Here is a 12,465-nt window from a genome sequence, read left to right as displayed (position 1 = left end):
ATTTTTATTTTATAATTTAATTTAGAAACATAAATAACAACTAAAATAACCTATAAAAAGATAAACATTAAATAAGAAAATTTAATCAACAAGTTAAATTAAATTAACATTAACTATATAGATATTTACAAACTGATAACTTTTATTTATAAGAAAGGTATCCCACTGATCATAAATGTTATTTTATCTATTCCTATCTATTCCTATCTATTCCTATCTATTTTTCTTTTTGCTCTTCAAAAAAAAATACCGAGACGAAGCTCGATATTTTTTCAATGTTTGTTTATCTATTTATTCATTCATTTATTCATTCATTTATTCATTGATATATTTGTTTTATCTACTATGGCGAATGACACCTTATCTCAAAGATATAAGCTTATAAGAAGCTCTTATAAACATCATCAACTAATATTTTCTAATATTTTAGAAAATGAAATAATCACTTTATAGGATTGAAATGGTCAATTAGACCTTCTCTTCTTCTTTCATACGACCTAATACCAACCGATAACCATCATTTTTCTCTTCATTGATAAAACGCGCCACTCGCCCAATCGTCGTTAAACTCGCAGAAGTTAAGGCATGAATCTCCCGATAAGAGAGATCTCCCCGCTCAAGAAGTTGGCATACTTTCCAACGTTCAACGGCTGAACTGAGTTCTTTCGGCGTTAAGAGATCTTTTAAAAAGAGCAATATCTCATCACTATCTTTTAATTTTAAAAAGGCATCACATAACGATTTATCAAAATCGATCTCATCTAAACGTTCTTCTAACACTGATAGATGTTCTTTACTCATAACGCTTCCTCACCTCTATAGATACCTAAATTATTTTTATTCTTCAGTACAACGCGCAATAACCTATCGTCTTCACACACCTTATCAACCCATGATATCTCTGACAAATCATAAATAGAAGAGGTGTAATAAGATCGTTCATGACTGATAATTCTTGCTAATATCAAAACATAAATCGACAAAAAAAGCGCCTCTATTTTTCCCTGTCTTGATTAACGGGATCTTCTACAACCTCCTCAATCACAGGAGCCGCGGCAAGATCTTGCTCTTTTTGCGTCAATTTCACAACCCGATCATCCTCTACGGGATGTGTCGCTTGATAGAGTGCCATCTCAAGCTCACTATTGTAATGCTTAATCTGCTCAATACTCCAGGAGAAATAACGCGCCATAAAACGCACCACCTCCACTTGATATTGCATCATTTGTGCGATATCAAAATAGAGCATTCCGGTTCGACGAATAAAGAAATCACTCGGTCTTAAAAGGGATTCAGACTCTAAAGCATAACGAAGTTGTAGATAGAGTGGTAGCGGTAACCCTTGCATCTCTTCAGGCGAAGCTGTTTTAGCTATATTGAAGAGTAGATCGATATTACTTCCATAGATCAATGCTAATTGACGCGCCTCCTCTTCTGTTAAATTGGCAGCGATGCCTGCTTCAACCGCTTTTTCAATAAATTGCGCAAACCCTTCACTCCCTCCCACATCACCGCCGGAGATCGGTAGCGTCATCGTTTGGCATGCACCAAATGTTTTTCCCTTTTCGCTTCCCAATTTTGCCACAATCTCATCAACAACTGATTCCGCTAATTCCCGATATCCTGTCAATTTACCAGTTGTGACTGTCACTAATCCATCTCCCGTAATCTTCAGAAGACTCTTCTGCCCTTTCTTCCCAGTATTATGCTTATCGATCACAATCGAAGTGACGCCTGCCCAGGAAGACTCGATCGATTCCGTTGTAAGATTGAGTGCCGGTAAAAATTGATTAATCAGCGTTAAAAGGCGTGCTTGATCCGTCGTCGAAACTGCTGGCGTTTCTAGCTTACCTTCATAAAGGGAGCTACTGACCCCAACATAGGTCTTATCACCGCGCGGGATAGCACATACCATCTGCTTATTATCTTCGGTATCAAAAAAGAGAGCATCTTCAAGGGGGAAATCTTTCTGATCAAAGACAAGATGGGCTCCTTTGATATAACGCACTTCCATCCCATCAACAATCGCCTCTGGAGAGAAATCGTAAGCCCATGCGCCAGTGGCATTGAGAACGATATCCCCTTCAACAAGGTAGGTATTTTGGGTCATTCGATCTTTGGCAACAACGGCTTCAACATAGCCATGAGGATCATAATTAAAGGATTGTGCTTCAAGGTAATTGAAGCAATGAGCCCCCATCTCTACAGCTCTTTTGATAATCTCCAACGTTAAGCGCGCATCATCGGTACGATACTCAACATATTCAGCAGCACCGCGTAACCCTTCCGCTTTCAGTTGGGGAATCTTCTTTAAGACCTCTTCACGACGATAGATCTGTCGGCGCTCATCTTTCTGCACGCCAGCAAGATAGTCATACACTTTCAGACCGATCGATGTTGTTAATCGCCCAAAGCTTCCGCCTCGATAAAATGGAATGAGCATCTTCTCTCGTCGAATCACATGAGGTCCATTCTCATAGAGTGTCGCGCGCTCTTTCCCCGTCTGCATCACATTCTTAATTTGGAACTTCTTCAGATAGCGTAAGCCCCCATGAATCATCTTTGTTGAGCGACCACTTGCACCTGAGGCAAAATCCTCTCTCTCTAACAACGCCACTTTCATGCCTCTTGAAGCAGCATCGAGCGCAATGCCGGCACCGGTGATACCACCTCCCATAATGATAAGATCATAATGTTCCTGCTTTAAAAGTTGAATATTTTGTCGTCGATCACGTGCATTAAGCGTCATGAGGGTTCCTTCTCTCTCGTCATAGAGATCTATTGAAAGGTATGAAAACACGACTAGTGCCCTCTACCCTCAATCGACCTCCGTTATATTAAGTGATATCAAGCGATATCAAACGATATCAAACGATATTAAGTTATATGGTGGTATGAATATGTAATTCATAAATCATACCGGTTATAGGGGTTGATGCTATCCGCTTCATTTTTTCATAAAGACTAAAATAGACTCACTATTTTACACTTTCTAGAGGATACTTTAAGAAAATAGCCACCATAATATGACCTAAACAACTAATCCTCTTATCACTCACTTATCATATCCTTATTATTTACTGACCATTTAGGCGCGATAGACCACAAAATCTCCCTTAAATTGAGTTGTTGTAATCCCTTCACTTTCAAGATGGCTCTCTAAGGAGATTCGTCCTCTCCCATAACGGGAAAACATCTTCGCAAAACGATTCCATGCTGCTACGCTTGAGGCTTCACAGATCGCTAATGCATCTGCTTTCATCGGTGCCGGATAATGGATATGGGCATCTTGAATCACTATATGGATCCCCTCCGTAACACCTAACTCTCTCAACTTAAGATGGAGCCAGCTCCAAGCGACTAGGAGTGATGCCGTATAGAGGCTTCCTCCAAAACCTGTTCCCATATGGTTTCGATTCGGTTGTAATGGTACCTTAAAGATCAACTTCCTCTGCTCCCATGAGAGCGGTGTTAATGCTAATGATTGACTAATCGGGATCTCTTTTGCTAGCCATGTAGAGAGATAGTGGCAAATATCCTCATCACCGCTTTCGCCCTTCTCTTGTAAATTAGCAGAACCACTAGAATCTCTATAATCATTAGACTCTAACTCTACCAATGATGTAACTTGCTCTTTTTCCATAGTTAATCCTCAATCTCAACGCTTCTCTTATGAAACACAATAGTGACCTTATCGTTCTTCCTATTTGAATCTGTGAATTGAATTATAACAAACAGAAGCCGATGCGTTGCCGGATCTCACTATCGCGTTCTTTCATTAATCACGCGCCGGCAAGTGGCGATCTCTATCACCGTCACTTCCTGATGGAATTTCTCTATTTTAGATTCCTTGGCATCAAAGATGCCAACCTGCGGGCATGCACCGGCGAAAAGAACGAAATAGTTGGTTCCCGCGGCTCCAGAAATCCTCTCAGAGGCGCTACTTAGAAGTTGATCTATCGGACGTGATAACTTCCTCTTATCAGACCCTTTTTAAGATTCTTTATCGTAGCTATTAATAAATACCATAAGATTTTGCCCGTTATATATGTTTTAATATCTTCAGTCGCTCCAGAAGGCTCATAGATAAAGGACTTCAAACGGAGCAATCTTTAAATCTCACCAAAATTAAAGATTAAATAAATTAAAGATTAAATTAAAGATACAAAAGTTGAAGATTGTTTATTAGAGATAAGCTTTCAGATAAACAAACAACTGATTAAACTGATTAAATAATTAAGCAATATTTTAAATAGTAAGGAGATTGATTATGGCTATCGAAACCATTAAAGAGATGTTACCAGCGTATGCAAAAGATATGCGTCTTAACTTTTCAACTGTTTTAACAGAAGCTGGTGCGCCAGGTCTGACTGAGAAACAGATCGCTGCTGTTGCTGTTTCTGTAGCGCTAAGCACCAAATGTAAAGTGTTAATCGATGCAATGGAAAAATTTGCACAAGACTTCTTAACAGAAGAGGAGTTCCAAGGTGCGCAGATCGCAACAAGCATCATGAGCATGAATAACATCTACTATCGCTTTACCCATCTTGTATCAAACGATGAGTATACAAAATTACCAGCACGTCTTCGCATGAACCAAATGGCAAACCCAGGTCTTGATAAAGCAACATTTGAGCTTGCTTCTATCGCTGTATCAGCTGTCAACGGTTGTGGAATGTGTGTTGATTCACACGAGAAGAACCTCCGTGATTTAGGTGTCTCTTCTCAAGGAATTCAGTCAGCGGTACGTATTGCAGCGGTTCTCTTCTCTGTAAGCGTTTCTTTGGCTGATAAGTAGATATCGATTCTCTCTGAATCCTTGGATCTGATTTCCTAAGTCGAGATCCAATATCTACTGAGCTCTTTGGTTCCCCTCCAAAGAGCTCTTTTTTTATCACTCAATTCCAACAGCTTCCCCATTTTTTCTAACAAATCCTGTATACTAATCTGTGAATAATGAGAGCTAGATCCACTTTGTAGATCAACGACTACAGAATCATCTAGACTAAAAAAATAGAGAACTCAATGAGGATATCAATATATGTTAAATTACTGGCAAAATGTGGGAGAGAATGCTCGTAGCGCCTCCGAAAAGCTCCGTATGGCGGACTCTGGAAAGAAGAATCAATTTTTAGAGAGACTCTATGAAGCAATTTTAGCGCATCGAGAGGAGATCAAGCTTGAAAATAGTAAAGATCTTACCAATGCAAAAGAGCAAAATTTTGATGTTGCCTTTATCGATCGTTTAGCACTTGATGATACACGTATTGAAGCGATGGCAAATGGCGTCAAAGAGATGATTCTACTCCCTGATCCTATTGGTGAAATCAGCGATATTAAAGTTCGCCCCTCAGGAATTCAGGTCGGCAAGATGCGAATGCCACTCGGCGTTATCGCCATTATCTATGAATCACGCCCTAATGTTACGATTGATGCTGCAGCACTCTGCCTAAAATCTGGAAATGCCGCAGTCCTTCGCGGCGGGAGTGAAGCCTTTCATACCAATCAATACTTAGCAACACTACTCACGATTGCGCTCGAAAAGGCGGGACTGCCGAAAGATTCGATTCAAATTATCAATACCACCGATCGCGCGATTGTTGATCTGATGGTCACCTCACCACAATATATCGATGTAGTAATTCCTCGTGGCGGTAAAGCACTGGTGGAACGGATCAATCACCAAGCAACGGTTCCTGTTATTAAACATCTCGATGGTGTTTGCCATACCTATGTCGATAGTGAAGCGGATATTAACAAAGCTTACCATGTTGTCGATAATGCAAAGACGCAGCGCTTTGCCCCTTGTAACACGATGGAGACGCTCTTAATTCATGAGGGAATCTTAAAGAAGTTTTTACCCGAGATGGCAACAATCTTGGTTGAGAAAGGCGTGGAGCTCAGAACTTGTGAAAAAGCTTTAGCACTTCTTAAAGCGGAAAATATTCCGGCAATTATTGCTGCAGAAGAGGATTGGCATGCTGAATATCTCGCCCCAATCTTGGCGGTAAAAGTGGTTAAGAGTATGGAAGAAGCCATTACACATATTAATCATTATGGTTCCCACCATACCGATGTGATCTTGACGGAGAACTACTCTAAAGCGATGCATTTCCTCCGCGCGGTTGATTCCGCTTGTGTCATGATCAATGCTTCATCCCGATTCTGTGATGGCTTTGAATTTGGTCTAGGTGCAGAGATTGGCATCTCTACCGATAAGCTTCATGTTCGCGGTCCAGTAGGGCTTGAGGGCTTAACCTCACAAAAATATATCGTGCTCGGCCATGGTGAGGGGCGTCAATAGATTAAGATCGCCCGTTTCACCCATCGGTTCTAGAAATATCACTTTTGATATCGATTTTAGATATCACTTTGGAATTAAACAATTGATCCCCATTATCAGATGGTAGAAAATAGAGAAGTATAAAAAGTGTAAAGATCGTAAAGATTGTAAAGAAACCGACATCAACGCAAAGATATCGCTTAAAAATAATATCTTTGCCCCTTTTGTAGCTATAATATGCCACCTTCAGGGAATAACTGATAAAATAGAGTGGTATTTTTACTAGGAGTATAAAAAGATGACTGAACAAGCAACGCTCGAGAAGATCAAGAGCCAAGTAACTGAAAACCCTGTAGTAATCTACATGAAAGGAAGCCCACAATTCCCAATGTGTGGTTTCTCTAGTCGTGCAGCACAGGCACTTGCAGATACAGGTCTTCCCTTCTCATTTGTTAATGTGATGGATGATCCACAAATTTTTGAACATCTTCCAAAATATGCAGATTGGCCAACCTTCCCACAAATCTATATCGGTGGAGAGTTGATCGGCGGATGTGACATCATTTTAGAGCTTGCAGAGCGTAATGATCTCAAGCAGATGATGAATGAAGCGATCGAAAACCAAAAGGCATAATTAGTAGATTATTAGCACGATTCATTAATTACAAAAAACCCATGCCTAAAATGGGTTTTTTGCTAATTTAAGGAGATAACCCATGAATGTATTTGAGATCAAACACCCTCTTGTTGCCCATAAAATTGGAAAGATGCGCAAAAAAGAGATCTCAACAAAAGATTTTAGAGAATTAGCCTCTGAAATCGCGCAGCTTCTCGCCTATGAAGCAACTAAAGATCTTGAAACTGAACCCCGCGCCGTTGAAGGTTGGGCGGGTGATGTTGAGGTTGAGCAGATTAAAGGGAAAAAAGTTACCATCGTTCCAATTCTAAGAGCCGGTATCGGTATGCAACAAGGTGTTTTAGAGTTGATCCCCGGCGCACGCGTCTCTGTTGTCGGTTTTGAGCGAGATCCTGAGACATTAGAAGCGGTTGCTTACTATCAAAAGCTCACCACTCATCTTGAAGATCGTACTGCACTTATTATCGACCCGATGTTAGCAACAGGCGGCACGGCAATTGCAACTATCGATCTTCTCAAAAATGCCGGCTGTAAGAAGATTAAAGCACTCTTTTTAGTTGCAGCTCCTGAAGGTATTGAAAAATTACATGCAAAGCATCCTGATGTTGATATCTACACAGCATCGATCGATCAAGGCTTAAATGAAGATGCCTACATTCTCCCTGGTTTAGGGGATGCCGGCGATAAAATCTTTGGGACGGTTGAAGGTTAAGCTTCTCTAAGAAAGCCCTCTTTTCATCTCTCCACAATTTAGTCATCACGATGATAAGATCAAGGTTTAAGATGAGAGTTTAAGATGAGAGATCTATCTCAATTTAGCGCCTAGAAGAAGTTGCTTCCTTGGGTGTTAAATTGTGATAGATCACCTACTTTCTACATCTGAGCAGATCAATCACGGCGATCTTCTACTCTTGTAATATTGTCGTGTTGTAATGTTGCAATGTTGTAATATTTCAAGGTTGCAAGGTTGCAAGGTTGCGATCTTATCATGTTGCGGTATTGCGATATCAGCATATTACATTACGATATCACCGTGTTACGATATTGCGATAATGAATGATCTAAGCATCATAAAATGGAATTGATATGACCCTATTGTTACGAAATAAGCGATCAATCTGTACGCTACTCTTCACCTCTCTGCTTGTCCTCCCTCTTTGGGGAAATGGAATGGAGATTACAGAAGAGCAAGCATTCATCAATGGAAAACAGGCAATTGTTAAGAAAGATTGGCAAGCCTATCAACAATATCGTGATCAACTCCAAGACTCCTCTCTTCTCCCCTACTTAGAGTTTTATTACTATCAAGAGCGGATCGATGAGAGCGATCCTCAAGAGGTTCTCGATTTTACCGATCGTTATGCAAAAGAACCCTTTGCCAATACCTTAAAGATCAATCTTTTCCAAAATCGAGAGAAGAAGGAGAATTACCAATTTATTCTCGATCATGCACAATTGGCAGATACATTGAGCTTACGATGCTACCTCTACAATGCGCAGCAGAAGAGTGCTCAATTTAATTTCGCTGAATTTCAGAAAGATTGGGAGAAGCAGCTACAGCTTCCTAATAGTTGCTTGCCAGCAGAGCGCTATTGGTTGCAAAATAACCAAAATGCCGAGCTTGTTGAAAATAAGATCGAGGCACTACTCCTAGCGGGAAGAGTCTCTAAAGCAGAGAGTCTTATTACAACGCTTCCTGAAGAGAAGCAGAACTATTTTCAATACTTTGCCGATCTGCTCAAAGACCCTAGCTCTATTATGGTACAAAAGAGCTACTATCCCGACAGTCAGAAACTCTATAACAGAGTATTACAGAAGTGGTCGAGTCAAGACTCCTTAAAAGCAGAAGCAGGTTTACAGTTAGCGAAAGAGAAATCGCTCCTGACTGATGCTGACTATATCAAATTACGCAACCGTATCGCCGTCTTCCAAGCAGGGCGCGCTGATGCTATAGCACCTCTTGATAAGATCCTTGCCATCCCTGTCGATGAGCGAGATGATCAATTGATTCAATGGGGTTTTCGTTTAGCGGCTAAAGAGGGAAATTACCCCATTGCACTTGCCCTTCTCTCCCATCTCTCTCCTGAAGCGCAAAAAGAGGATGTCTGGCGCTACTGGTTAGGCAGAACCTATATGGAGATTGGCGATCATGAACAAGCTAAATATTATTATAAACTGATTCAGAATCAGCCCTCTTTCTACGGCTTTTTAGCAGCTGATGCTCTAGAACACAATTATGATGGCATCAACGCTATTGCTAAAAATAAGAAGATAAAGAGTGACACACCGCTTCCACAACGCTTTATAGTGGGATTACTGCTTGCTAAAGCCAATGAAGAGTACTTTAGCCGCGCTAAATGGCAAGAGGCACTACGCAATAGCACACAAGCAGAACAAGAGGCAGGAAGTATCGCCGCCTTTGATTCTGGTTTTTATAACTTAAGTCTCCAAGCGGCAACTAGAGCTCGTGCTGAAGGTGGCATCTACTACCGTTATCCAACTGCTTATCTCCCAATTATTGAGAAATATAGCGATAAACTGGTGACAGAGCCGATTGTCTTAGGACTCATTCGTCAAGAGAGTCTCTTTCATGAGCGAGCAAAATCACCGGCGAGTGCTTATGGCTTGATGCAACTACTGATTCCGACAGCTGAGCGTGTCTCCCTCTCCCTCAATGAGAAAGAGCGAGAATCTCTCTATGATCCTGAAGCTAATATTCGTTACGGTATCACCTATCTCCATCAATTGAAAGAGAATGTCGGTAGCTGTATCCCCTATATGTTAGCAAGCTATAATGCCGGTCCTCACAATGTAAAAAAGTGGCTTCCTAACGAGGATGAGCAACTCGATATGGCGCTCTGGATCGAAACAATCCCCTTCTATGAGACACGGGGATATGTGAAAAATGTCTTGAGTAATGCTGTAATCTACCATGCGCTCAATCGTGATCCGAAGCGTCTTTCAGAATATCTTAGCTGTACAAGCACTCGTGAGCCGCAAACGACAACTGTTGTAGAGAAAGGGAGTTAAAAACAGATGCTCTATAAACTGCTCTTGATCGTTTTGATCATTTTAGGTTTCTTTCTCTTTCTTCGTTGGAAGATGATGCCCAAAAAGGTTGTGGAGGTCGATCGCCCTGTCCCCGCTTCATGGTATCAAGCGATTCCTAACCTCTTCACACCGGCAGAGCAGCTCTTTCTCTCCTCTTTAGAAGTGGCCCTTGCCGGCGTCCCGGTAAAGATCTTTGGTAAGGTGCGGATTGCCGATATTATCAAGGTGAGACCCGGGCTTGAACGGAGCGATTATGCCGGCGCATTTAGTAAAATTCGCTCAAAGCATGTCGATTTTGTCTTAGTGCATCCTTTAACAACAGCGCCTCTTCTCGTGATTGAGCTCGATGATAGCACCCATGATCAATATGAGCGCAAAGTGCGTGATGCTTTTGTCGATGAAGCGCTCTATCAAGCACAGATTCCCATTCTGCATGTCCCCCTTCGTAAACGTTATATCGAGCATAATTTGCGAGCACAAATTATTGAGATCTTAAGACAACATCACGATTATCGTTTTCAAGAGATGTAAAATTCAAGAGAGAGAAGATCAAATAGAGGGCATTAAACGCAACTCTTCTTATGCAAAAACATTACTTCTACGTACTCCATTGCCGTGATAATACACTCTATGCCGGCTATACGACCGATCTTGAACGAAGATTAAAAGAGCATAATCTTGGTCGAGGAGCAAAATATACCCGCCTCAGCTCTCGCCGCCCTGCAGAGATGATCTTCGCTGCCGCCTACCCTTGCCGAAGCTCTGCGATGAAGCAGGAGTATGCCTTTAAACAGCTCTCTCGCAAAGAGAAAGAGCACTATCTTCAAACCCAGCCGCTAACATTATCTCTCCCCTAATAGCCCATTACCGATCGACATAGCTGCAGTAGTCTCCCCACTAATCTCTGTATTTCTTCAATCCTTACTGTAAAATAACTGATAGGTAAATGCGATAGATAAACCGTAGCATCTCACAAGATAGAGCAATAGAGGATTTTATTGATGAAAGCAGAGATTATAGTCAGTGGTTCAGAACTTCTTTTAGGCCAATCGATCGATACCAATGGACCTTGGATTGCTCGAAAGTTGAGTGAAATAGGGATTGATTGCCATTTTAAATCCACTGTCGGGGATAACCTCAATAATATGGCAACCACGATTGCTCGCGCTTTTAGTCGTGCCGATATTATTCTCTGCACAGGAGGTTTAGGGCCAACGCAAGATGATATTACCCGCGATGCGGTAGCAAGTGCGCTCGACCTTCCTCTTATCTATGATGAGACCCTTGCTGAGGTGATTCGCGAGAAATTTCGCCAACGCAATAGAACAATGTCCGACAACAATTTACGCCAAGCTTACTATCCGGAAGGTGCTGATATCTTAGAGGCATTCCCCGGTACAGCGCCCGGCATTCATCTACAATATGAAGGAAAGCACCTCTTTCTGATGCCAGGGGTTCCTGCTGAGATGAAAGTAATGATGGAGCAAGATGTTCTCCCCTATCTTTTGACACTTTTACCAAAAGTGGAACGTATCTATACCAAAACTCTTCGTTGTTGGGGAAAAGGAGAATCAGATATCTCCGCCCTTCTCTCTGAAATCAATGATGAACTCGACGATCTCCCTAATCCAAAGCTCTCCTTTTTAGCCTCAGGAATTGAAGGAATCCAGGTACGATTCTCCGCTAAAACCGATACTGAAGCTGAAGCAATGGCACTTATTGAGCCCTTTGCGATCCGTGCGAAAGAGATCTTAGGTCACCTCTGTTTTGGTGAAGATCAAATGAGTATGGAGGCGGTTGTCGCTCAACTTCTCAATCAGAAACAGCTCACCTTAGGACTCTATGAATCATTTAGTGAAGGAATGGTTTCAAGCCGTCTCAATGAGAAGAGCGAGCAAGAGCACTACTTCAAGGGCGCTTGGATTGAGAGCCGTTTTCAAGATCTTTCTGTCGAAGCTTACAAGACAAAGCTCTACTATATTCAATCTCTCAGTCATGCTGACCTCGTTGCCACAGTGCATGGAGAAAAGGTGGGGCAAAATATGAAGTTAACACTACTACTTCAGCATCACGACAGACTTTATGAAAAAGAGATGGTTATCCCCAACTTCAATCATCAAGCTACCGTAAGTTTCTCCGTGATCAACCTTCTTAATATGATTCGTCTCTATCTTCTAGATGCTCTAGATCAACAGCAATAACCACGGCATCAAAGGTGCCAACCTGCGGGCATGCATAGATCAAAACAAAAGAGGCTGTTGAGTTGCCGGAGATCACCATCGCATTCTTCCAAAAATCACGCGCCGGTAAAGGGCATCAGAGATGCAACCTGCGGGCATGCAGTAGTGATAAGAATGAAGTAGTCGGTTCCCGCAGCTCCGTCAATTCTCTTAAGAATGATATATCAAAACAAAAGAGGCTGTTGAGTTGCCGGATCTCACCACTGCGTTCTTCCAAAAACCACGCGCCGGCAGTGGGTGATCTCCGATCACAG

11 protein-coding genes are annotated in these 12,465 nt (G+C 41.7%); 8 read left to right on the top strand and 3 right to left on the bottom strand.

What is annotated here, in order from left to right:
* Nucleotides 1-468: 468 nt before the first annotated feature.
* The 3 genes from B9T19_RS02540 to B9T19_RS02530 all read right to left on the bottom strand — a co-directional run bounded on the left by B9T19_RS02540 (nt 469) and on the right by B9T19_RS02530 (nt 3,643).
* Nucleotides 469-801 carry a YerC/YecD family TrpR-related protein gene (locus tag B9T19_RS02540; protein WP_094567013.1) on the bottom strand — a complete coding sequence of 111 codons (333 nt, stop codon included), beginning with the start codon at nt 799-801 and terminating at the stop codon, nt 469-471.
* A gap of 193 nt (nt 802-994) precedes the next feature.
* Entirely contained in the window at nt 995-2,749 is a 1,755-nt protein-coding gene (locus B9T19_RS02535) for a glycerol-3-phosphate dehydrogenase/oxidase (RefSeq protein ID WP_094567012.1), read from the bottom strand.
* 339 nt (nt 2,750-3,088) lie between these two features.
* Entirely contained in the window at nt 3,089-3,643 is a 555-nt protein-coding gene (locus B9T19_RS02530) for a YiiD C-terminal domain-containing protein (protein ID WP_094567011.1), read from the bottom strand.
* Nucleotides 3,644-4,270: 627 nt separating this feature from the next.
* On the opposite strand from B9T19_RS02530, the gene B9T19_RS02525 reads away from it, so the two are divergent.
* The 8 genes from B9T19_RS02525 to B9T19_RS02490 all read left to right on the top strand — a co-directional run bounded on the left by B9T19_RS02525 (nt 4,271) and on the right by B9T19_RS02490 (nt 12,172).
* Complete coding sequence (locus B9T19_RS02525) at nt 4,271-4,798, top strand: carboxymuconolactone decarboxylase family protein (RefSeq protein ID WP_094567010.1); 528 nt, start codon at nt 4,271-4,273, stop codon at nt 4,796-4,798.
* 243 nt (nt 4,799-5,041) lie between these two features.
* Complete coding sequence (locus B9T19_RS02520) at nt 5,042-6,304, top strand: glutamate-5-semialdehyde dehydrogenase (RefSeq protein ID WP_094567009.1); 1,263 nt, start codon at nt 5,042-5,044, stop codon at nt 6,302-6,304.
* Between the two features lie 277 nt (nt 6,305-6,581).
* Nucleotides 6,582-6,917: a Grx4 family monothiol glutaredoxin gene (gene grxD / locus B9T19_RS02515; RefSeq protein WP_094567008.1), complete on the top strand. Its 336-nt coding sequence runs from the start codon at nt 6,582-6,584 to the stop codon at nt 6,915-6,917.
* Nucleotides 6,918-6,999: 82 nt separating this feature from the next.
* Nucleotides 7,000-7,632 carry a uracil phosphoribosyltransferase gene (upp, locus tag B9T19_RS02510; RefSeq protein WP_094567007.1) on the top strand — a complete coding sequence of 211 codons (633 nt, stop codon included), beginning with the start codon at nt 7,000-7,002 and terminating at the stop codon, nt 7,630-7,632.
* Between the two features lie 374 nt (nt 7,633-8,006).
* Nucleotides 8,007-9,950: a lytic transglycosylase domain-containing protein gene (locus B9T19_RS02505; RefSeq protein WP_094567006.1), complete on the top strand. Its 1,944-nt coding sequence runs from the start codon at nt 8,007-8,009 to the stop codon at nt 9,948-9,950.
* A 6-nt stretch (nt 9,951-9,956) separates the two neighbouring features.
* Nucleotides 9,957-10,502 carry a DUF2726 domain-containing protein gene (locus B9T19_RS02500; RefSeq protein WP_094567005.1) on the top strand — a complete coding sequence of 182 codons (546 nt, stop codon included), beginning with the start codon at nt 9,957-9,959 and terminating at the stop codon, nt 10,500-10,502.
* A gap of 50 nt (nt 10,503-10,552) precedes the next feature.
* Nucleotides 10,553-10,828, top strand: a complete 276-nt coding sequence (locus B9T19_RS02495; protein ID WP_094567004.1) for a GIY-YIG nuclease family protein — start codon at nt 10,553-10,555, stop codon at nt 10,826-10,828.
* Between the two features lie 144 nt (nt 10,829-10,972).
* On the top strand, nt 10,973-12,172 hold the full coding sequence (locus B9T19_RS02490; protein WP_094567003.1) for a CinA family nicotinamide mononucleotide deamidase-related protein: 1,200 nt from the start codon (nt 10,973-10,975) through the stop codon (nt 12,170-12,172).
* Nucleotides 12,173-12,465: the final 293 nt, after the last annotated feature.

Origin of the sequence: Ignatzschineria sp. F8392 (assembly GCF_002252045.1) — a bacterium.
Taxonomy (GTDB): Bacteria; Pseudomonadota; Gammaproteobacteria; order Cardiobacteriales; family Wohlfahrtiimonadaceae; genus Ignatzschineria.
Note: the sequence above shows the minus strand (reverse complement) of the source record. Positions and strands in the feature narration are given on the sequence as shown.